General features: G+C 53.9%; 15 protein-coding genes and 1 tRNA gene. 3 read left to right on the top strand and 13 right to left on the bottom strand.

Going from position 1 to position 21,702, the window contains the following annotated elements:
* Positions 1-99 precede the first annotated feature (99 nt).
* The 3 genes from ACO2Q8_RS15990 (at position 100) to ACO2Q8_RS15980 (ending at position 3,254) form a co-directional block, all read left to right on the top strand.
* Positions 100-1,410: an MFS transporter gene (locus ACO2Q8_RS15990; protein WP_423345837.1), complete on the top strand. Its 1,311-nt coding sequence runs from the start codon at positions 100-102 to the stop codon at positions 1,408-1,410.
* A gap of 31 nt (positions 1,411-1,441) precedes the next feature.
* A tRNA-Val gene (locus ACO2Q8_RS15985) sits at positions 1,442-1,516 on the top strand.
* A gap of 79 nt (positions 1,517-1,595) precedes the next feature.
* Positions 1,596-3,254, top strand: a complete 1,659-nt coding sequence (locus ACO2Q8_RS15980; RefSeq protein ID WP_423345836.1) for a hypothetical protein — start codon at positions 1,596-1,598, stop codon at positions 3,252-3,254.
* A 10-nt stretch (positions 3,255-3,264) separates the two neighbouring features.
* On the opposite strand, the gene ACO2Q8_RS15975 is transcribed toward ACO2Q8_RS15980, so the two are convergent.
* The 13 genes from ACO2Q8_RS15975 to ACO2Q8_RS15915 form a co-directional block, all read right to left on the bottom strand.
* Positions 3,265-4,320 carry a hypothetical protein gene (locus ACO2Q8_RS15975; RefSeq protein ID WP_423345835.1) on the bottom strand — a complete coding sequence of 352 codons (1,056 nt, stop codon included), beginning with the start codon at positions 4,318-4,320 and terminating at the stop codon, positions 3,265-3,267.
* Positions 4,321-4,330: 10 nt separating this feature from the next.
* On the bottom strand, positions 4,331-7,057 hold the full coding sequence (locus tag ACO2Q8_RS15970; protein ID WP_423345834.1) for a hypothetical protein: 2,727 nt from the start codon (positions 7,055-7,057) through the stop codon (positions 4,331-4,333).
* A 145-nt stretch (positions 7,058-7,202) separates the two neighbouring features.
* Entirely contained in the window at positions 7,203-7,976 is a 774-nt protein-coding gene (locus ACO2Q8_RS15965; protein WP_423345833.1) for a glycosyltransferase family 2 protein, read from the bottom strand.
* Between the two features lie 161 nt (positions 7,977-8,137).
* Positions 8,138-9,439: an acyltransferase family protein gene (locus tag ACO2Q8_RS15960; protein WP_423345832.1), complete on the bottom strand. Its 1,302-nt coding sequence runs from the start codon at positions 9,437-9,439 to the stop codon at positions 8,138-8,140.
* On the bottom strand, positions 9,420-10,532 hold the full coding sequence (locus ACO2Q8_RS15955) for an acyltransferase family protein (protein WP_423345831.1): 1,113 nt from the start codon (positions 10,530-10,532) through the stop codon (positions 9,420-9,422). Before ACO2Q8_RS15955 ends, ACO2Q8_RS15960 begins: the two co-directional genes overlap by 20 nt.
* 117 nt (positions 10,533-10,649) lie before the next feature.
* Positions 10,650-12,350, bottom strand: a complete 1,701-nt coding sequence (locus tag ACO2Q8_RS15950; protein ID WP_423345830.1) for a hypothetical protein — start codon at positions 12,348-12,350, stop codon at positions 10,650-10,652.
* A gap of 49 nt (positions 12,351-12,399) precedes the next feature.
* Positions 12,400-13,314 (bottom strand): transketolase, encoded by a 915-nt coding sequence (locus tag ACO2Q8_RS15945; RefSeq protein WP_423345829.1) that lies wholly within the window; start codon positions 13,312-13,314, stop codon positions 12,400-12,402.
* 134 nt (positions 13,315-13,448) lie between these two features.
* Positions 13,449-15,446, bottom strand: coding sequence for an NAD-dependent epimerase/dehydratase family protein (locus ACO2Q8_RS15940; RefSeq protein WP_423345828.1), 1,998 nt, complete (start codon positions 15,444-15,446; stop codon positions 13,449-13,451).
* Positions 15,447-15,519: 73 nt separating this feature from the next.
* Positions 15,520-16,335: a transketolase gene (locus ACO2Q8_RS15935; protein ID WP_423345827.1), complete on the bottom strand. Its 816-nt coding sequence runs from the start codon at positions 16,333-16,335 to the stop codon at positions 15,520-15,522.
* Position 16,336: 1 nt separating this feature from the next.
* The gene (locus ACO2Q8_RS15930) at positions 16,337-18,127 is read right to left on the bottom strand and encodes a glycosyltransferase family 39 protein (protein ID WP_423345826.1); all 1,791 of its coding nucleotides are present in this window, start codon (positions 18,125-18,127) and stop codon (positions 16,337-16,339) included.
* 54 nt (positions 18,128-18,181) lie between these two features.
* Entirely contained in the window at positions 18,182-20,218 is a 2,037-nt protein-coding gene (locus ACO2Q8_RS15925; protein WP_423345825.1) for an OmpA family protein, read from the bottom strand.
* A 292-nt stretch (positions 20,219-20,510) separates the two neighbouring features.
* Positions 20,511-20,891 carry a DUF3037 domain-containing protein gene (locus tag ACO2Q8_RS15920; RefSeq protein ID WP_423345824.1) on the bottom strand — a complete coding sequence of 127 codons (381 nt, stop codon included), beginning with the start codon at positions 20,889-20,891 and terminating at the stop codon, positions 20,511-20,513.
* Positions 20,872-21,666: a HipA family kinase gene (locus tag ACO2Q8_RS15915; protein WP_423345823.1), complete on the bottom strand. Its 795-nt coding sequence runs from the start codon at positions 21,664-21,666 to the stop codon at positions 20,872-20,874. The genes ACO2Q8_RS15920 and ACO2Q8_RS15915 overlap by 20 nt, the downstream gene beginning before the upstream one ends.
* Between the last annotated feature and the right edge of the window lie 36 nt (positions 21,667-21,702).

The following is a 21,702-nucleotide window of genomic DNA, read 5'->3' as shown; positions in this document are numbered from 1 at the left end:
GTTGTTGTTTTAACCGCGATTTAAGAACAGAAGTTTAGAATACCTCTTTTTTGCCGTATCTTTCAAGCATTTGGTTTTACGGCCTCTACCCACTGGTTCATGAAAAATAATCCCCGTGTCATCAACGCCTGGTGCTTCTACGACTGGGCTAATTCGGTGCATTCGCTGGTCATTGTCTCCAGTATTTTTCCGGTCTATTTCAGCGCAACGGCTTTAAACGCGGCCGGAGGCAACGTCATTGACTTTCTCGGGTTTTCGGTCAAAAATTCGGTGCTGTTTTCCTACGCGGTTTCGGTTTCGTTTCTGTTGATTGCCCTGCTGAGTCCCATTTCGTCGGCGCTGGCGGACTACAGTGGGCAGAAAAAGGGGTTCATGAAATTCTTCTGCATCCTGGGCTCGGTCAGTTGTGCGCTCCTGTATTTTTTCACGCAGGAAACCACGACGTTTGCGGTTTTCTGCTTCATACTAAGTCTGGTCGGCTGGGGCGGAAGCATCGTTTTTTACAACTCCTACCTGCCCGAAATCGTGACGGAAGACCAGATCGACCGGGTCAGTGCGCGCGGTTTTACTATGGGCTACATCGGCAGCGTTTTGTTGATGGTTTTTAACCTGACGATGATTCTCTTTCCGCAGTGGTACGGGGGCATGTCGGGTGCCATGGCGTCGCGGATTTCCTTCCTGACCGTGGGCCTGTGGTGGTTTGGCTTTGCCCAGCTTTCGTTCCGGTATCTGCCCGCTGCCGAACGACGTCCCCGCACCAACGACGCGGGAGGCTGGATTTTCAACGGTTTTCGGGAATTGAAAAAGGTGTACAGCCAGGTGCAGAAGCAGCGGTTACTGAAGCAGTTTCTGCTGGCTTTTTTCATTTACAACATGGCCGTGCAAACCGTTATGTACATTGCCACGATCTTCGGGAGCGATGAGTTGAAACTACCTGCTCAAAGCCTGATCATTACCATTCTGCTGATCCAGTTGATTGCCATTCCGGGTGCCATCCTGTTTGCGCGGTTATCGGGGCGGTTTGGGAATATTTACGCGCTAATGATCGCTGTGACAATCTGGATCGGCATTTGCATCGGCGCTTATTACGTCATGACCGAAAACCAGTTTTACGCGCTGGCTGTTCTGGTGGGGCTGGTGATGGGCGGCATCCAGGCCCTGTCGCGGGCGACCTACTCCAAGCTCATTCCGGACGGCACGCACGACACGGCGTCGTATTTCAGCTTTTACGATGTAACCGAAAAATTATCCATCGTTATTGGCACCCTGATTTACGGTCTGATTGAGCAGGTTACGGGCAGTATGCGGAACAGCGTGCTGGCACTGCTGGTGCTGTTTATCGCCGGTTTGCTGCTCTTGTGGCGCATTCCGTCACAAAAAGTTTACCGGGTTCGTTTGGAAACCGAATAAAACTCCTATTTTTGTGGCCTGAAAACACGACAGGATGTTAGCTCAGTTGGTTCAGAGCGCCGTCTTGACAGGGCGGAGGTCAGCGGTTCGAGCCCGCTACATCCTACAAAAACAAAGCTTTTTATCGTCCGGATAGAAAGCTTTTTTGCTTTTAGATACCTTTGAATCTCCTTCCAGCCATCTGAATGAAAGAACGTGTTTTCGACGGAATCAGTCTGCTTCTGATTGCCCTGGCCTGCTACGTCCTGAATCACCAAATCACGGCCATTTCGAATATTCAGATGGGGGACGAAGGATTTTATATGTACCAGGGAATCACCTTATTTCGCCTGGGGTTGCAGACCGACTGGGGGCCTATTTATTCGCTCTGGTATAAATTTCTTTCCTTTTTCGAAAGCGACACGGTCCGGCTTTATTACCTGAATATGGTTCTGTTATCGTCACTCCCGACCCTGGTTTTGTACACGGCCATTCGACTGGTGGGTTTGCGGTGGTGGTGGGCTTTATACAGTGCGCTGGTGTTTCATTTCTCGACGATCAATTTCCCCGAAGGCGTAAAAGTATCCATCTTTCTATTCCTCGCCACCCTGCTTCTTTACGTTGCCTGTGAACGGTTTTTCAAAAAGAATCTTTACAAGGCGCTGGTATTGACAACCTTCTGTTATTATGTCTTCACTTACATTCGACCCGAAGTCATTGTTTCATTTGGGTTGTGTTTGATGGTGTTAATTGGTGTTACGATTCGGCTTCGGCAATCGCCAATCGCTCTGCTGGGGGTTGTCGTGAGTGTCCTGGTAATTTTCGTAAGTGTCGGAAGTCCGTTGTCCGATAAAGGCGAAAGTGCTTTCAAGCAGGATTTCTCCTATAATTACAACATGCAGCATCCGGACGACCAACGGTTAAAACCGTATAACAACTGGGTCGATTATGAGGTGATGTCGCGCATTATTTTCGGCGAACCCGTTAAAGGATTCGGCGATGCGTTGGTCAAACATCCGGCTTTGGTGCTCGAACAGCACATCCTGTTCAATGCCCGGAACTTCGGCCAGCAACTCGCAACCCTTCTTTATTCGTATTTAGAGCCCATCAGTAAACTGCCGGGACTGGCATTCATCGAGCGGTTGTACTACCATAAACTGACCTGGCTTTTTATTATAGGAGGTTTCCTGGCGATGATTTCGCTGCGAAAAACCGGCCATAAAATAGCCGAAACCGTACTGAAGAATCCGCTACCTTACTTAATGACGAGTCTGGCAATTCTGGCTCCCATCGTTAGTTCGTTGTACTCAATGGGGACAAAGCCGCGTTATTTGCCGCCGTTTTATTTCTTCTTCCCTGTGCTGATTGGATTGGTCGTTAGCAGCCTTCAACAAAGGCCCTGGCTGCGTTCGCTAGCGAACAACGAGTTGGGGAAAAACGAATGGGTGCGCTATGGTCTGCGCGTTTTTTTTCTGCTTGGGATGGGGTTATTCCTGGTTTGGGGCTGGCAACGCCAGGTTCCGAAATCGCCGGGCGACAATGAATTGATCAGCTATGTCCGGCAAATTACATCATCGGTGAAAGATAAAAACCGTATTCGAATTTTTGATAATAAAGATCAACTTATTACCTACATTGGTGGCAATGCTGTCTCGTATGCTGAATATAAACGTAATACCGATTTCAATACGTTTCTGCAGCAAAAAGACATTAACCTGATCGTTTTTCGGCCAGTCATCCTGGACTATTACAAAGCCGATAGCAGCGTACAACGGTTTATTCAAAACCCGCCCCCGACATTCATTAAAAAAGAAGGATTAAAACCCGGCGAATACAGCTTTATCCGTCGGGATTTGCTGCACTAAGTGACGCGCGCTACTGTCTTTTTGGTACCTCGACATCGTTTAACACCTTCGTCACCTCCCGCATCCAGATGGCCCGACCCGCACAGTTCCAGTGGGCGTCGCTGATCTCGTATAGCGGTTCCCGGCTGGCTTTGTAAGGGGTATAAATGTCAATTGCCGGGACTTTCAGACGCGGACTTTGCTGGACCCGTTCGATGAGGTGATTGTAGGGCAATGGCCCCATATCGGGCGCGTAAATGCTGGTTTTATTGGGAATGATGGACAGGTAAACCTGATCAAAACCGACCTTCCGGTACCGGTCTGCCACCACATTGATGGTATCGATGTACCGGTTCAGGAGCGAATCGGGCAGGGGTTTGAACGACGAATTGTGCAGCGACGTATCCGTGTCGAAATAATACAGCAGGTGTTTGCCATCGGGGGAGAGCGACGTTTTGGGGTTGACCCGCCCGAACCAGTCGAGCGTCAGCCAGGCTTTTAACTCCTTGAACCACAGCGCCCAATCCGAGAAAAACAGAATGGTTTCCAGGCGTCCCTCCACCGCATCCCGCGAAAACAACGTCTCCAGCTCTTTGGTCAACGACTGCCAGGTCAGGCGGGTGTCGGGTTTGGTAACCGCTTTCGTGGTATCCGGAACAACGTGCAGGTCGGTGATGTGCTTGCCAAACTGATCCCGGAAATGCCGCTCGACGGTTTCAATGACGAGGATGTTGGTTTTGGTCGTATCCAGTTGCACCCAGCGGTCGAACGCCCATTTGGTCCGGTGGAAACGTTCGACGGGCAGGTCGTTGATCGTGACCCGGGGCGGCTCGGAAAAGCTGTCGCCGATGATGTAAAAATGAACGGGCTTCCGGGGCGTGTTGGCGGGCATCGCCGGTGGACACGGAATCTGCCGGTTTTTGAACTGCGGCAGATTTGCCAGCCGGTAGAGGTCCCCAAACCGGTAGTCGTCGGCAATGATGCCTTCGCGCTGGGCGGAATACATCACCTCTGAGGAACAACTGCCGATGTAAACCAGAATGGCAACCACTAAAACCAGATACCGGGCCAAAATGCCAATGTTCATACAATTCCTGTTAACGCAACTTCACCGACCAAATCTGGAGGGCTTTGTTGTCGGTACTATACACAAATAACTTGTTCCGGTTCGGCGAAAATTGCAGTTCGACCGGATAGGTGCCCGGAATGGGCCGGTCGCCGATGGGCTGGCCGTCCAGGTTGTAAAGCGTTGTAAAATTACCGGATTTTACGCTGATCAGGTTCACGCCGGAGCCTAAAACGTGGTACCGTATGGTAGTTTGCCCGGGGCGAAGTCCCCGCACCTCAAACCGCAGTTGGCCATTCCGGTTCAGAATGGCCGCTTCCGTGTCGGTGCTCCGCAGCAGCAGGTAGCCGTTCTGGTTCACTTCCGGAAGCAGGCGGAAAGAGCCTCGCCGAATGGGCCGGTAAAGCTGATTTCGGTCGGTGATCTGCCCGTCGGACCCTATGTGAATCAATTCGCCCTGGCGGCTCAGTGTTGTCAGGGTCGAAGGGCTGCCAGTTTCCAGCCAGGCCGGACCGATCAGTTCGGCTTTCAGATCCAGCGGAAAACCGGAAACCGGGCTGCCATTCTCGTTCCAGAAAAACAACTTGCCGTCTTTCTGTACCGATACGACCGAAAGCGCCTGATTCCGGACCGGGGCATGAAAGGCCGCGACGCCTTCGCCCGCCGGAGTTGTCACGGTAAATTGGCGTACAAACCGCTTTTGCTGCCGGTCGTAACCGTAAACGCTGCCATTGCGGTGCGAGAGCAGCAGAATTAGGTTCCGGTTCTGGTCGCGACGGGGAGCCATCAATGTGGCCGGTTCGACGCTCTCGGGCAGTGGAATCGATTGCAGTCGGGCCAGGCCATTGACCGGGTCGGCAATGTACAGCGAACGGGCTGTGGTAAACGCGTATTGCAAGCGCCCGTTGCTCAGGAAATCAACCGGCACCAGCGGGCTCAACACCGGGCCATTGACCGTGCCGAGTTTGTGTTTTTCGCCCTCCGGCGTGATCAGCATGAATTGCTGTGTGTTATCGACGGCCCAGATGGCCCCCGAACCGCCCACAAAGTCGCCCAAAATCATTGGCGGGTTGAGCAGGGGCGCATTGAGCGCAATTTTTCGTTGCAGAAACACCCGGTTCAGGACGGCTTCGCTGGCCCGGCGCGTGGTCCGGCCCAGGATGAGCGACGAATAAATCCGTTCGCGCCCGTAAGTACTTTGATAAATCAGGTTTTCGACGTTGTCGAGGGCGGTTTCGTCGTGGTTCAGCAGGTGCTGCCACGACTGCGGCCAGTTGGCGGTTACCGACTCACCCGCGCGCGTAAACCGGGTGTAGGCCGTAAAATTCGCGGGTCGCATGGTTTGTTCCAGCAAATCTCGCTGCCGAACCGACTCCGACCAGACCGTGCGTTGTTCGACGGCCTGCAAATATTCCTGCAACACCCCCTGGCCGTTGGCAATGACCAGGTACTCGCCGACCTGCGCCAGCCAGGTCTGCTCAAAACCGCGAAACAAACCGCCAAACAGAAACGCGGGCAGGTTGGGGGCGTTGATGGACGAAATCCGGTAGCGTAAAAACGGTTTGGTCGACGAAACGCGGTCGGTGCCGGACACCAGCAGCGCGCCCAGTTGGTAGCGGTCCCACAACCGGTCGACGTTGCGGGAGTGAATCAGCATGACCAGTCGCCGGTCGGCCGAAGGCGCATCGAGCCGGAGCAGGGCTAGCTCGTTACCGATGTATTTATAAATGCCGTTTTCGGCGTTCTGGAGCAAGGGCCGCAGCTTCCGGCGACCTTCGCGGGTGTCGGCGTCATCCTCGGCATTGATAAACGCCGTTAGTCCCTTGCCAAACCGGGGGCCGTCGCTCAGGCTGAAATGGAAAAAAGTGGTCGTCTGGTCGGGAATCAGATTGCTGCACCCGATGCGGAACGGGGTTTGCCGGTCAAAGAGATTCGCCAGTGCACCTTTTGCCCCAATGTCGTCGGTCGACAGCCCGATCAAATGTGTACGGGTGGGCGAGATGCGAAACCGGGTCAGCAGCTCGGTCGGCAAGAGCGCCTTGATGTATTTTGTTTGATAATCCGTACTGGCCTCGTTGGGCGACAAAACAGCCGACAGTACCGAACTGCGGACATACAACCCCGCCAGATTGCCCGGCCGGATTAGTGACACGTCGGCCCGTTGCAGGGGCGTTTCGGTGAAGGGTTGTTTCATCCGCCGGATCACGCTTTCCATCAGAATCGTCGACGGACTGGCCACCAGGTAGTCATCCAGCACGATAAACGACCCCAACGATTCGTTGCGGATCGTGAGCAGTTCGTGGATTTTGGTGTCTTCGTAGGGATGGCTCAGGACCCGGTACTGATCGGCGTTTGGATTCTGAATCCGGCTGACAAATGACTGATCCTGAGTAGACTGAAGCGGAATATAAAAGATAAAATCAAGGCGGTCTTTGGATGTAGGGTGGAGGGAATACCAAACCGGTTTTTCGTGCAGAAACGCCAGGGCGCTGGTGGTATCAAGCGGTGACCAGACAAATCTTTCCAGACTCCGAATGGCTTCCTGGAAAATCGGCGTGGTTCGCAACGCCATTTCCTTCAGTTGCGCCTGCTTCGAAAGCGTGTCCTGCAACGACGAACTTTCCATGACCAGCAGCGCATCCGACGGAATCAGCATCCAGGCCGAGCGGGCGGGCGCTTTCGACCAGCGGTAAAAGACAAAAACGCCGAAAATCAGCGCTAAAATACCAATGCCAATCCAGAGCTGTTTTTTGGTCATGGAGTTTGTTTAATACCCTAATATCCGTAAAAATAAAATGCCGATGACGCAAACCGAGGGGATTTTCGCCGAAAAATTCCGGGAAGATCCGATCAATCTGCGCCATCCGTACCGGCTCAGTGACCGGGTTACCGTAGCGGCAAAATTATATCTTAACGGGTTGTTTTACCTGAACGGTTTTCAGGGCTTTGACTTTGTCCCCTAAATCCATCCGGAAGGCCGCCAGTTCGCGGAAGCTTTGCATACAGACTTTCAGCAACTTCCACTTCAGGATCGAAACCGTGCCGGTCTGCCGCTCTTTGTGCGTAATGGGGATGTCGAAGGTTTTCTGACCGGCTTTCCGGGCCATGACCGCCAGAAAGATATTGGGCGCAAACGGCGTCGGGTCGGGCAGTTGTTCCAGCAACTTTTTGAGGTACAGGCCATTGATAAGCCGGAACGGAATGTTGCTGTCCTTGATATAGGTTCCGTAAATCAGGAACAGGCTGTATTTCAGAATCCGCGTGATGACCAGCCGCGCCGGAGCATCGAAACGAATTTGCCGGTAACCCAGGATAAAGTTCGACTCATGGCGTTTGGCCCAGAGTTTGGCAAAGTCATCGGTGACGAATTGATCGTCGCTGTCGGTCTGGAAAACGTATTCGGAGCCGAGGGCTACGGCGTGCCGGTAGCCGCGGACGACCGCGTTGCCGTGGCCACCGTTGGGCGTGTGCAATACTTCGAGCTTGGTCGGATAGTTAGGTTTCAAGGAATCCAGAATCGCTCCCGTACGGTCTTTCGAGCCGTCGTTGATAACGATCAGGCGGGTATCTTCGTTGGGAAATTGGCGGGTGAGCAGATCAACCCACATGTCTACAACTTCGTGGATACACTCTTCCTCGTTGTAGGCTGGCATTACAATTGACAGGTGTAGACTCATTGGTTGATTGCAGACGGGTTTGTGGCAATGCGACTCATTCGTCAGAAGCAAGTCGGTATTGCTACTTTGATGGTTATCAATAAGCAAAGATAGAAAAAGAGGAACTATTTATTGCGCTATGCCAGGCCGAACATTTATTAAGTGGATTCCAAACGACGAAATCAGTACGAAAACCGGTCTTTGAGTGCATTAATTGGTTTCTCCAGAAGAAACCAGGAGAGGGAAGCCATTAAAACAGTCAGTAAGGCATAATAGAAAAATTCGAAGATGAATGACCCGCTCAGCATCGGGGCCAAATTTGTCAGTTTATGCCAGATCCGGATGGTCGGGTGGCCGGGGGGCGTATGGTAAAAGTTATAGACCAGATTGTGAAAAATGTATAGCCCATAGCTGATCTGGCCCAGATACCGGCTCACTGGATTTTCCAGGAACCACCGCATCCAGCCCTTGAAACCGATGGCTGCTCGCCCAATCAGGAAAAAACCAAGTACAGAGCCCGCCAGCCGGTCCCACACTTCCGAGACAACATTGTGCGGAGCGTCGTAGGTCTTGGACAAGACGACCAATACTACATAAACGGCCAAAGCTGCCACAACCCCGAGCGAATTGGTAAAGAGTTTATCGATCCATTCTTTCTGATAAAGCCACAGGTACGCCAGCAAGGCCCCCAGACCGAACGAGTCCAGGCAGGCTGGCGTAAATACGTAGGCCACCACCCAGGAATAGTCCTGCGCGTAGAGGTAATACCGGAACAGCACACTACCGATAATCATCAGAATCATCGTGAGCGGCACGTGCCGACGGGGAACAATAAACAACAGCAGCGGAAAAATGAGGTAGACCTGCTCTTCGACAGCCAGTGACCAGAAATGATCGATGACTCCCATCCACTGTTGGTAATAGGCAATGTAAATATTGGTGGCGTACAACACGCACCAGGCCAGCGTTTCGCGCACCGGCGGCACGTTTAACACGGCCAGCAGGAGCAGGGAGAAATAGTACAGGGGAAAGATCCGGATGGTTCGGCGAATGTAGAACGTCTTGAGGTACACGCTTAATCCGTCGGGACGACTGGCCAGCTTGTCCTTGCTGCTGAGTAGAATCCGGGTGATCAGAAAACCGCTCAGGACAAAAAAGATCGTTACGCCGAGCGGCCCCAGCGGCAACGTGTTCCGTTCGGCCATCCAGTGATCGTAGAGCACCAGAGCGACGGCAATAAACCGGACACCATCCAGTTGGCTCAGATACGAAATGGTGGCGGCTGCTTTCGATGTTTCCGAAACGGATGTTTCCGGAACATCCGTCGTTTTGGTCGATGAAATGGCCTCTTTCGATTCTTTGCGGAACCAACCCAATTGCCCTGCGTCCACGTGTGAATAGCTTGATGGAAATGGCCAAAAGTACAAACAAGCCACCAGATTTGCCAACCGCCCTCCGATTTGTTCAGGAATGGTCGTAGGCAAAGCGGTCTTTCAGGTTGTTGAACGGCTTTTCAATCAGGAACCACGAAACCGTAGCCACGGCGACGGTAATGGCGTAAAAGAAAAGGAATTTCGCCCCGCTTTCCAGCCCCGAGCCCGCCAGCCCCGGGAGTTCGCGCAGGAGCCGGTTCCAGGCCCGGACGGTAATAAAATCCGTCGGGGTATGGTAAAAGTTAAAAACCAGGTTATGAAACAAATACAGTCCGTAGCTGATCCGACCGAGGTACTGGCTGACCGGATGCTCCAGAAACCATTTCATTAGGCCCCCGTAGCCGATCACTCCTTTGCCGATCACGAAAAAACAGAAGAACGAAGTGAAAAACCGGTCGGTGACATCGGTAAAGACGTTTCGTCCGGCGGAGGTATTCGCCATCAGGTATAGATTAAAAGCATACAGCCCCAAACTGATCAGTAGCCAGGCCGGGTTCCCAACCCATCGGCTGAACTGCTCACGTCGGAAAACCAGCAGCCAGGCCAGCACCCCACCCATACCGAAAGCGTCGAGGCAGGTCGGCATGAAGACGAACGAAACGAGCCAGGAAGCGCCGGTTGCGTAGAGATAAATCCGGAGTAGCATCGAAAAACCGATCAGTCCGATCAACAACCGGAGCAAATACCGGAACCGTAGGAACAGAATCAGGAAGGGGAAAAAAAGGTAATATTGCTCCTCGACCGCCAGTGACCAAAGGTGATCGACAGCCCCAAACCAGGTGTTATTGAGGATGATCCAAAGGTTGGGCGTGTAGGTCAAAAACCAGATCAGATGTTTCCGGACAGGCTCGTACCCGATCAGAGCCAGCACAAAAAGGGTCAGGTAGTAAACCGGAAAAATTCGCAGACTTCGTCGAATGTAGAACTGCCGGAGTGAAAAACCGGGCGACCTGCCAAGCGCTTGGTCACGCTCCTTACTGGTGATCAAGATGCGAGTAATCAGAAAACCGCTCAGAACAAAGAACAGGTTGACGCCGAAGTAGCCGAGTGGTAAATGCACCTGATCGCTCAGCCAGTGATCGACCATCACCAGCGAAACCGCCACAAACCGCAAGCCGTCGAGTTGTCCGAAGTAGTTTTTCAAAGGGATTCAGTTTACGGTTGGGAAAGTGTTCGTTATTCAGTATTCGATATTGTTTTTTGTGAGGTTTTAATATCGAACATCGAATATTGAATAACGAATAACGAAGTGCCGTTCCGGCTACCAGTTGGATTCGGGACGCTGGTATTTGGCCCCGGAGGCTGCAATGGTTTGGCCAGTAGGATGAATTTTCAGGGATTGATCCGGCCCGACCGTGACCACGAACAATTGATAGCGCCCCCGTTCCAGCTCAACCTCCGGAATTTCGGCCACGAAGCCCCCGGCAAAAATCCGCCGGGGCCAGAACCACCCGCGCGGGCTGCGGCTCAGGTTTTGCCGAACTGCAAACAGGTAGGTTCGTCGGTCGGAACGGGCCATGAGGTACGAGCCTGCATCGCGCAAACCGAGCGGAGGCTGGGTGAATTGCAGAATGGTGTAATGCGGCTCGGATAGATAGACGGAATTCAGTAGAACCGGCGAATCCAGTTTGGGCGTGGTCAGCAGGGTAGCCAACTGGTTGTCGTAAAAGGTTCCGGGTGTCTCGACGTAGCGTTGCGTAACGGAATCGACCAGGGGTTGGGGGCTATTCTGTGTGTAGCGGGCATTAAAGTAATAGGTACTCAGGAATTGCCGCAAATAAATCGTTTCGTCCAGGTACGTGCTGTACGAGAAAAACGCAAGGGCCAGGCTGAAAACCGTGGCAACACCGGCCGTGGCCAGACGGCGTGCTGGTCGACTTTGCGCGATCCCGTAACTGAATACAAAGGCCAGCAGTGTGAGTGAATAAATTTTGTAGCGGCTGGTCGTCAGGGTTCCCAGTCCAAAACCGACCCGGTTGAACGCAACGATCAAACCCGTACCCAGCACGAAGGCCATTCCGCCCAGGAAAAACAGTTGCCAGTCTGTCAACCGGGAGCCCCGGAAGCGTTTTCCCAGCAATGAAAAGCCCACAACAGCACACAACAGCGTGACGACTCCACCGAGCGTCAGGCAGGTCAGCATGAAATTTTGGACCGGGAATGCTTCGGCCGAGGCCCCGTTGAACAGCAGCCAGCCCTTCCCCCAGTCAAGCAGCGGACCCCGGTCGGGCGGATTGCCAGCCGGTTTTTCATACCCCAGAAAATACAGGCGGAAGGTCACGGCCAACGCCAGCGACCAGCGAATGACGCCCGCATAATCCTGCCGCAAGAAAATAAGAACTAAGCCGACGGGCCAAATTAGTAAACCGTTTCCGCTGGTGATCGTCGCGGCCACCGCCAGCGCAATCGCCAGCCAGCCTACCCGGTTTTTGAATGCTAATTCGTAGAATGTCGCCACGGCCAGCGCCACGACGGTGAAGTTCTGGGCAGCGGCCATGCCCCAAAACGTATTTTCCCAGTTGGAGAGATTAAACAGTAGTAGCGACACCGGCAGGGCCATCCATACTGCCGCTCCGGATTTGCGCAACGCCCGGACAAAAACCGCCAGCAGCAACACCAGACTCAAATTGCCCACCACCATCAGGTGAACGTAATTGAGCTTGCCGGTGAGCCGGTAATCCAGCCAGGTGATCAGCCGGTCATAGACGATGCGGTGTTCGTTGTGTTGCCGAAAAAATTCGTAAATCGTATCACGCAGCGACGTGGCCTTGTCGATATTGACCAGAAACGCCTTCAGCGCGTGATCGTCGTACTTCGGAATGTTGATTGCGTACCGGCTGAATACCCAGAAATAAACCAAAACCGGCACCAATAGCCCGAGCCATCCTAACCACCCGGCCGTGGAAACCCGGTTACTGGCCCGATTGCCCTGAACATGAATCGATTCCGTTCCCGAATGCATATTCCTCCGCGTAACTCTGATCTATTCCGCTAAACTCTGCGATATAATTTTAAGCCAAAAACCCCGCCAGTTTCTCCTGAATCGACGTCGTATCCAACCCCGACTGCCGCTGGTGGTAACTCTGGTCACCATACAGCCCTTCCGGGTAGCCCTGCGCCGACAGGCTCACAAACTTCCGGAACGCCAGTCCGTTTTCCAGCAGTTTGACCGACAATTGCTGCGCCAGCCCGCCGATGCTGACATGCTCTTCCACGACCAACAGATTCTGCGTTTCGGCCCATTGACGGCCCAACTCCTTCGGCAATTCCAGCGGCAGGTTCAGGGCCGTGTAGACTTCGAACTGGTTGCCCAGCGTATCAGAGGTTTCGAGGGCTTTCAGGACGTTAGCCGCCACCGGCCCCAGCGCCACGACGGTTCCTTTCGGATTTTCGCTGCTGACAATTTTCTTGAACGACCCGGCCGTTTCGGCGCCTTCCGGCGTTTTCGGACCGGCTCCCAACCGCAAATACGCCGGACGACCTTCGGCCACGATGGCATTTACGGTGGCATCAATCTCGTCGGCAAACGCCGGAATCCAGGTTTTGACGTTCTGCAACCCGCTCAGGCAGGCCAGGTCCTCGATGGCGTGGTGCGTCGAGCCCATAATGCCGTAGCCATAACCGCCCCCGTTGCCCACCAGGAAAACCGGTAAATTATGCAGGCAAACGTCGTTGCGGAACTGCTCCAGGCAGCGGTACACCGCAAACGGGGCAATGCTGTAACAAAAAACTTTGAATCCTTTGTAGGCCATTCCGGCCGCGACGCCGACCATGTTCTGTTCGGCCACCCCCGCGTTGATGAAGCGCGGACCCATCACGGCCGCGACGTTTTCGAGGGCGTTGTAACCCAAGTCTCCCGTGATGAAGATGATTTGCTCATCGGCCGCAGCCAGCCGCTCGATGGCCGCTGAAAATTCTTTCCGCATAATTTTGGTGTGTTTTAGTGTGGGGTTGTTACACAGGGTTAATCAGAGATGATCAGGGTTAATCAGAGAAGTCCCTGATTACCTCTGATATTCTCTGATTAACCCTGTGTAACAACCCCATCCCCAATAAAACCTCATTTTGTTTTTCTCGCTTCCACCAGCGCCCGGATTTCGGATGCGGTTTTGTAGAGTTGCTCACCCTTCCGAACCTTCGTCCGGATGAATTTGGGCCGTTTTTTGGTTTCTTCAAAGATCTTGCTGATGTACTCACCCAGGAACGAAATACCCAGCAGGTTAATGCCACCGAAGAGCATCACCAGCACGATGACTGTCGATAAACCGGCGGGCGTTTCCGGGAAAATCAGGAGCTTAGCCAGAATTTGCCACAGAATGCCCAGCAACGAAAGGCCCGTCAGCAGGAAACCGGCGTAGGACATCGCTTCGAGCGGGGCAAAGCTAAAGGAAAAAATGGCCTTCTTGGCCCACCAGATGTTTTTGGTCCAGTTGTTGGTCGAGACGCCGAACATCCGCTCTGGCCGGACGTAATCGACGCCCGTTTGCTTGAAACCGACCCAGGCCCGCAGTCCGCGCAGAAACTGTTCGGTTTCGGGCAGGGCCACCAGTTCGCGCACCACCTTCTGGTCGATCATCGAAAAGTCGCCCGCATCGACCGGGATGTTGATGTACGACATTTTCTTGAACAACCGGTAAAAAGTCTTATAGAAAAAGTGGACGTGGGGCGGCATTTCGCGCTGAACCCGGACGCCGTAGGTCACGTCGTAGCCCTGTTGCCATTTTTCGTAAAACTTCGGAATGATCTCGGGGGGATCCTGTAAATCGCCGTCCATCAGCACCACGGCGTCGCCCGTCGAAATTTCCATCCCGCTCAGAAAAGCCGACTGTGAACCGAAATTCCGCGAGTGCGTAATCCCGATCACGTTCGGATCTTTCGCGCAGATGGCGTCGATGACTTCCTCCTGGTTGTCCGGTGAATTATCGTTGACGAAAATGATTTCGTACCGCACCTTCATCTCGTTGAAGGTTTTGACCAGCCGCTCGTACATGATCGGAATGGCCTGCGCATCCCGGTAACAGGCAATGATGGCCGTAATGACCGGGTTGATCGTCGGGTTGGCGAAGGCCGGGAGTACGCGCTCGGCGTAGTCGTGCTGCACCTGCCAGTCGGCGGTTTTTTGCAGACCGACAGTCAAGGGCGTGCGGGCCTGCCAGCCGAGGTCGGTGTTGGCGGCAGTGGGGTCGCCGTACCAGTCGCTGAGGTCCCATTGCCGGTTGCCCATGCTGCCCCACACCGGTTCGACGGCCAGGCCAAAGGTCCGGCGGGTTTCCTCCACCAGTTCGCGCATGGTCGTTTTCCGGCCCGTAGCGATGTTATACGAACGACCGCTGATGGTTTTGCCCACCTTCAGAGCCGCCTGCACGAAGGCTTCCACGCAATCGTCGATATAGACAAAATCGCGGCTGATGTCGGGCGAAACGAGCGGGGGCAAACCGCCTTTTCGGGCCTCTTCGACCAGCCGGGGAATCAATCGGTCGGGTTCTTCCCAGCCGCCGTAAATCGAGTAAAGCCGCAAGTTCAGGGTTTTCAGGCCGTGAACCCGGGCGTAAAATTCGAGCATATAGGCCGCCGAAACTTTCGAAACTGCGTAGTGGCTGTTGGGTTCGACGCGGTCGGTTTCTTTGGGGGCGGTGCAGTTAAAACCGTATTCCGAACTACTGCCCGCGTGGATGTAAACCGTTTCGGGCGAGCAGTTTTCCAGAATATTGACGGTTCCCGTTACGTTCGTTTCGTAGGTCAGGTTGACGTTTTTCTGTTTGCTGTATGCTCCGTAAGCCGCCAGGTTGAAGATGGTTTTCGGCTTGTATCGGTCAAAAATCTCCTGGACCGATTTATAAGAAAGAATATCGCAGTGAATGACGTTCTCGGCCGGAACGTTCAGCAATTTGAGTCGCCAGGCCTTCGTGGCGTCGTGCGTCAGGGCGTAGCAGTCTTTCCGGAGTTGAAAAATCTGGTCGAATAAATTGGCTCCGATAAAGCCGCTGGCACCAAAGACGAAAATCGGGCCTTTCAGTTGGAGGATGCTATCCTGATACGGTAGGATCTGTTTTGACATTCGGGATGAACAGTATGAATCAAGCCGGTAAGCCGACCGCCGGGGCGGTTTTTAAGCGTCACGGTGGTGTGGATTATGCGGTAAAATACCGGTTGTGGACGTCGGCGCGGGCCTGCTCGTAGAGGTCGGCGGTCATCGGCAGGTAGTGCCATTCCAGCCGGTTTTCCATGTACGAAACACCTTTGCCTTTCACGGTATGGGCGATCACGACTTTGGGTTTGCCGTTGGCCTGCAGTCGCAGTGTGTCGAGCTGAACCAGGAGCGCTTCCACATTGTGCCCGTCGGCTTCGACTACATCAAAACCGATGGCCTGCCATTTGGCGACGTCGGCCGTATCGCCGAACACCTCGGCGGTTTGCCCGAATCCCTGCAAGCCGTTTTTGTCGATCAAAACCACCAGGTTGTCGAGTCCCTGCTGAAGGGCATAGTGGGCGGCCTCCCAGGTAGTGCCTTCGTTGGTTTCGCCGTCCGACATCAAGACGTAGACGAAATTTGAATTTCCTAATAACTTATTGGCGTGGGCAATGCCGCTTCCGATCGGCAGCCCGTGGCCCAGCGAACCGGTGGCAAACGGAATGCCTCTGTGTTTGTTGGGTGCGGGATGGGCCGGAAGCGTGGTGCCGTTTTTGTAAAACGTTTGCAGTTCTTCGTCCGAAATCTCACCCAGGTGGTTCAAACAAACGTACAAAGCGGCTGCGGCATGGCCTTTCGACAGGATGAACGTATCCTCGGGCTGCTTGCGCAGAATGAGCGTCGCAAGCATCAGATCGAGGCAGCTCAGTGAACAGCCGATGTGACCGGCATGGGCCATGTTGTATAGTTCAAGGACCTTCAGCCGGAGTTGGCCGCTGAGGGTTTTCAGATCAATGGTGGTGGCAGTTGACGTCATTTTAATACCGGTATTTCATGCCTTCGAGGTCAAAGATAGTGATTTTCTGGCCGGTCTTGCCTTTGACCAGGACAATCTTATCCCGCTCGGTAGAGTCGATCCGTTGATAATAGGTTGCATCCCTAGGCAAATAAACATTCACCATCTGGGCGTCGATGACCGAAAAAGCCCGACCGATTTTGTCGATCTCGGTGTATTCATGCCGACGCATCGACGGATACAAAACCGTATCGCCGGGGGCATAGAGTTCCTGGATTTTCTGGGCCGATGTCCGGAACGGGTTGGGTAGTCGGGCCAAGGGTGCCGATGAATACTTCGGTTCGATGTCATTGTAAATGCGTTGCAGCAACATCGTCAGAAAAACTGCCTGCACCGCCAGCACCACCGCCAGCGGAAGGCTGAACCAAAACCGGAGCGAGCTGATTTTCAGCAGCATCAGCGCGGTCAGGATGAGTATATACGGAAACGAAAAACCCGAATACCGTTGCGTAATCCCGTAGGTATGGCCCGATCGGAACGCCATGATCAGCAAAAAGAAGGTCGGTCCCAGCGCCAGAATAACCAGAAAGACCATCAATGGACGGTTCTGCCGGTCGACATCTTCCAGCATGGCCGTGACTAAAAGATAAAACAGCGGAACAGCCGCTGACATCACCAGGTGCTGGGCGGCATGAATGCTGTAAATCGGCAAACCGGCGGCCAGCACCAGCGGAAAACCAATTTTGACCCAGACTGGTGGGTTGTGGTGCTTCCGATACCGGATCAGCAAACCGGTCGCCAGGCCGCCGAGCAGCATGGCGAGCGCAAAATTCCGGTAACCGACCACCGCCGTCGCCAGCCCGTTGGTGAAGAGGATCAGATCACTGAAAACCGGCAACGAGCGCCAGAATACGTTGGGAACGGTGGCCGGTAAAATCAACCCGAAACCGTTGTTGGTCGGGTTGGTCAGCGCAATACTTCGGTATAGTTTCGCCTGATGGTCGAGACTAAAGAAGGTGTATTTGCCTCCACCGAAAATAAACCAGAGCGAGACGAATCCCACCGCAACGCTAACACTCAGCGCCAGCCGGAACCAGACCGGAAGTTTACGAACGTACAGGAGCGCATACAAACCGTGGCCCAGAAAAACCGTCAGGGTCAGGTAGTGCGAAAGCAGCGACAAGGCCACCAGCAGGCCGTAAGCCACATACAGGTTAATGGGAGAGGTCCGCGGATTCGGTTTTTGCTTTTCCTGAATCAGCAGAAAGACCTGCGTTGCCAGCAAGGTCAGGAAAAACGACATCGTGTAATTGCGGGCAACGTGGCTCTGAGCGATGAAATAGGGCTCAATGGCGGCTAGCAGGCAGGTAAGAAGGGCCAGTCGGATCGCCCGTTCCGGTTCCATTTTGAAATGCGTCGTGACGAAACGGTAGAGCAGCGGGAGGGTGATGACACCGAAAAGCACGGATAAAAACCGGATCGAAAAGTCACTCGGTCCGAATGCCTTGATCCAGAGCCAGATCAGGGCGTAGTAGGCCGGACTATTGCCGATATCCCCCTTGATGTTGGCTTCGATGAAATCGTCGAGCGTTTTGGGTTTCCAGAATTCCTCCGGAGTAAAATACGAAACGGCCGCTTTGTCAAAGACATCCTTCTGGTTTGACCCTTCGAGAACCACCCCCTGGCTGACGAGGAGCGTCGATTTTTCGTCGAAAAAAATGCCGTAAGAATCCAGGTGGTAAACGCGAAGAACAAACGCCAGAAGCATGATTCCGGCCAGAATCCAGGTATACGTTCGGTGGTGGGATGACATTAATCCGGGTGAATAGCTTTTTCGCGGGCAAAAATAAGCCCATTTTGCCGGACTTTACATTTTCAGGATCGTAAATTCTACTCTCCGGTTCAATCGGCGCTTTTCCTCGGTTTCGTTGCTGGCAATGGGCTTACTCGGTCCCCAGGCTTTGGTCTGAATGCGCTCGTCGGGAATGCCCTGGGCCATCAAATAGTCTTTGACCACCCGCACCCGGTCTTCAGACAGTTTCATGTTCAGTTCCCAGACGCCCTGATTGTCGGTGTGTCCTTCTACCTGTATTTCCATCGTTGGGTACTCTTTCAACATCTGCACCACCCGGTCGAGTTCGGCGTTGGAGCCAGTCAGCAAAATGGCCTTGCTTTGTTCGAACAGCACCTCACGAAGCACCACCCGCTGGCCGGTCTGGATGGGCGTTAGAATCAGGTTTTTCCGGATTTCGCGGAACCGCTTGTCTTTGCTGAGGTCCAGGAGTTCTGTCGTCGGGAAATAGCCGTCGCGTTTGGCGGTCAGGTTATAATTGTTCTGTACGGGCAGCAGCAGTTTGAAATCCCCTGTTCCCGGATCGTAGCTGATGCGGCTGTGCTCTTTGTTATCGGGCGCGGTTGTGGAAAAGACCTCAGCCGCAACCGGTTTTTTGCTGATGCCGTCGATCACCTGGCCCGAGACGATGGCCACCGCATCGGGTTTGATGGCCGGATAGAGTTTGAGTCGGAAAATGTCTTCGCCCCCCATCGAATTCTGAATGGAACTGAGGTAGGCGTAATCACCGGTCGCCGGAATGGTAAAATAGCCGTCCCACTCGGGCGTGTTGATGGTCGGGCCGAGGTTTTCGGGTTCCGACCAGTTGGTCCAGCTATCATCCAGGCGTCGGCTCACAAAAATGTCACCGTTGCCGTATTCGGGATGACCGGCGGAAGTGAAATACAGGGTACGGGAGTCGGAAGCCACAAATGGAGCACCTTCGTAATCGGCGGTATTCAAGACTGGCCCCATGCTGACCGGCTCGCTCCAGGTCTGGTTCGGTTGCAAAAACGAAACGTACAGGTCTTTGTCGCCGATGGAGTTGTTGCGCTGGACGGACAGCACCATTGTTTTGCCATCGGGGACGATGGCGTATTCGGTGTAGTTCTTTTTGTGCAGATTCTGGTTGTTTTTAATGACCACTTCGGTCGGAAACGACCAGCCGTTTTTACCAAGGGTCGATTTGGATAAACCGTAAGCCACCGAACCGTCGGGTTTGTAGACGTTGATTAGGTAAACCGTCCGGCCGTCGGCCGACATCCCGCTGATGGCGTTGTCGGATGCGTTGTTGATGGGCGCACCCATGTTGATGGCCGGTCCCCACTCGCCATTCGGCTGGAGCAACGAATACCAGACATCCTGACTTTTCGGGTCGCCGGTATTGCCGTTGTGCTGGCCCCGCGTAAAATAAAGGGTTTTGCCGTCGGGAGAAATCAGGGGAGCGACTTCCTGGCCGGGGGAATTAACCTTGCTGCCAATGTTTTCTTTCACCAGATCCTTCGGAGCGTCTTTCGACACATTGATGGTCACGGAAATCGGTTGGGTATCGTCCGAAATGCCGATGGCGTCGATCTGGTTCGGGCCTTTCACCCGGTTTGGACTGATGACGAGTTTGACGGTATTGGCCGTCAGCGACGCTTCGGTTGGAAAAATGTGGAGGAGCGGGGCGCTGCCGGTTTCGGACCCGGTTGCCAAGGTTGTTGGTTTATAAACCGGTATTTCACGGCCCTGACCGTCGATCACCAGTACCTGGCTGATCGCACCGGGATTTCCACTCTGAAAAATGGCAATTTGCCGGATCGGAATGGCTTCGGCGAAGCGAACCGTAATCCACTCATCGTTGGGACTGTCGGGGTAAAGCGGTGACCAGGCGCAAACGTTATCACCGACCTGCGGAAGCCGGTTGGGTTTGCCCAGAACCTGGTTGGCCCGGTATTGCTGGGAGTATGCTTCCCCGCGCCCTTCCGACGAGTAGCCCACGACTGAACTGGCCCACTGGACAGTTTGGCCGTAAACCGACGATGCAAAAAGGAAAGCCCATCCAAACGTTACTAAGACGCCCCGTATCATGCAAGAAATATATTCTACGATCTATTCAGGGCTAAAAGTTACGAAGAATTTGGGCATGTATGGATGGAATGATCCGCATATTTCGACGGCTCAGGTAAACGACCACGTATAAGCATACTGATTATCTGGCGTCCTGGGAGCGGAGGTGTCCGTTGCAGGATTTCAACAATAAAACCGGAGCGCTAGTTGAAAATTTGACTAACCAATACCTTTCACGATGAAAAACCTGCCCGGAATTTTACGTTCAAACATTCGATTCTCTCAAACTGACAGTTTCTTCAGAAAGGACAATTCACCGCACCAACTGCTCCATCAGCCGCTCCAGGGTCTGGGCCGCATCGGTGCACAAGCCGGTATGCACCGGCGAGGTCTGGACGATGGTGCTGCGGTTGGCCGCCAGCCAGCGAAACCGGGCGGCCACCGGCAGTTGACCAATGGGACCGCCTTCCCGCCGACCGGCGCAGATTTTCTGAAAAACCCGCAGCCGTTCCCGCAACTCGTCCAGGTCGAGGTCGGCCGAGAACGCCCGCAAGCGGTTTTCGTTCAGTTCAAAAACCGCTTGCAGGAAACCCTGGCCCGGGCAGTAGACAATGACCCCGACGTTCATGAATTCTTCGCGTTCCACGCGCGGCACGGCGCGGATGACGGCGTACTCAAATACGTGCTTTGGCATGCTGGGCTTCCTGAACAAAAATTTCCGAGTGAGCGAGTCGGGTGGTTAAAAACTGAACGTAAATCTGGCGCTGTGCCTCCACGGTTTCGGTCGGATCGTCTGTTGCCAGCCATTCGGCCGGGACAAGGTCCACGATGGCCTGAATCCGTTCCGGGGAGAGCTTTTGCTTAAAATCGGCATCGACGGCGTCGAGTTCGCCCGCCCAGGGCAGCAACACATGGTTTTTGACGGCCCCGAACGGTTTGCGGGCCTGTTCGTCCCAGGGCAGTCCGGCGTGGTGAAAATACAGCGAAGCACCGTGGTCGATGAGCCAGAGTTCTTTGTGCCACATCAGCATGTTGGTGTTGCGAGCCGTCCGGTCGACGTTGGTAATGAAACAGTCGAACCAGACAATCTCGGAGGCCAGTCGCGCGCTGACGGTATTTAAAACCGGGTCGAAGGTGGTGGCTTTGGAAAGAAAATGCAGTCCGAGGTTCAGGCCACCGCTGGCCCGCAGCAAATCCTGAATCTCTTCATCCGGTTCCAGCCGGGCCATCGCCGGGTCGAGCGTGGCAAGGACGATTTCGGGAATCCGAAAGCCGAGCGTCCGGGCCAGTTCGCCCGCAATCAGTTCGGCAATCAACGCCTTGACGCCCTGGCCCGCGCCCCGAAATTTCAGGACGTACAGAAAATCGTCGTCGGCTTCGACAATGGCCGGTAACGAGCCACCCTCGCGCAGGGGCGTTACGTAGCGAATCACCTCGACGGTTCGGAGTTGGGGTTCGGGCGTATTCACAAAAAGGGAGTTAAACGAAAAGCCTTTTCAAACGTA

Source organism: Larkinella sp. VNQ87 (genome assembly GCF_049445795.1).
Taxonomy (GTDB): domain Bacteria; phylum Bacteroidota; class Bacteroidia; order Cytophagales; family Spirosomataceae; genus Larkinella.
Note: the sequence above shows the minus strand (reverse complement) of the source record. Positions and strands in the feature narration are given on the sequence as shown.

Bases quoted from the DNA above. Each gene is read 5' to 3' on its own strand.
- ACO2Q8_RS15990 (WP_423345837.1), top strand. From the start codon at position 100: ATGAAAAATAATCCCCGTGTCATCAACGCCTGGTGCTTCTACGACTGG.
- ACO2Q8_RS15980 (WP_423345836.1), top strand. From the start codon at position 1,596: ATGAAAGAACGTGTTTTCGACGGAATCAGTCTGCTTCTGATTGCCCTG.
- ACO2Q8_RS15975 (WP_423345835.1), bottom strand. From the start codon at position 4,320: ATGAACATTGGCATTTTGGCCCGGTATCTGGTTTTAGTGGTTGCCATT.
- ACO2Q8_RS15970 (WP_423345834.1), bottom strand. From the start codon at position 7,057: ATGACCAAAAAACAGCTCTGGATTGGCATTGGTATTTTAGCGCTGATT.
- ACO2Q8_RS15965 (WP_423345833.1), bottom strand. From the start codon at position 7,976: ATGAGTCTACACCTGTCAATTGTAATGCCAGCCTACAACGAGGAAGAG.
- ACO2Q8_RS15950 (WP_423345830.1), bottom strand. From the start codon at position 12,350: ATGCATTCGGGAACGGAATCGATTCATGTTCAGGGCAATCGGGCCAGT.
- ACO2Q8_RS15945 (WP_423345829.1), bottom strand. From the start codon at position 13,314: ATGCGGAAAGAATTTTCAGCGGCCATCGAGCGGCTGGCTGCGGCCGAT.
- ACO2Q8_RS15940 (WP_423345828.1), bottom strand. From the start codon at position 15,446: ATGTCAAAACAGATCCTACCGTATCAGGATAGCATCCTCCAACTGAAA.
- ACO2Q8_RS15935 (WP_423345827.1), bottom strand. From the start codon at position 16,335: ATGACGTCAACTGCCACCACCATTGATCTGAAAACCCTCAGCGGCCAA.
- ACO2Q8_RS15930 (WP_423345826.1), bottom strand. From the start codon at position 18,127: ATGTCATCCCACCACCGAACGTATACCTGGATTCTGGCCGGAATCATG.
- ACO2Q8_RS15925 (WP_423345825.1), bottom strand. From the start codon at position 20,218: ATGATACGGGGCGTCTTAGTAACGTTTGGATGGGCTTTCCTTTTTGCA.
- ACO2Q8_RS15920 (WP_423345824.1), bottom strand. From the start codon at position 20,891: ATGCCAAAGCACGTATTTGAGTACGCCGTCATCCGCGCCGTGCCGCGC.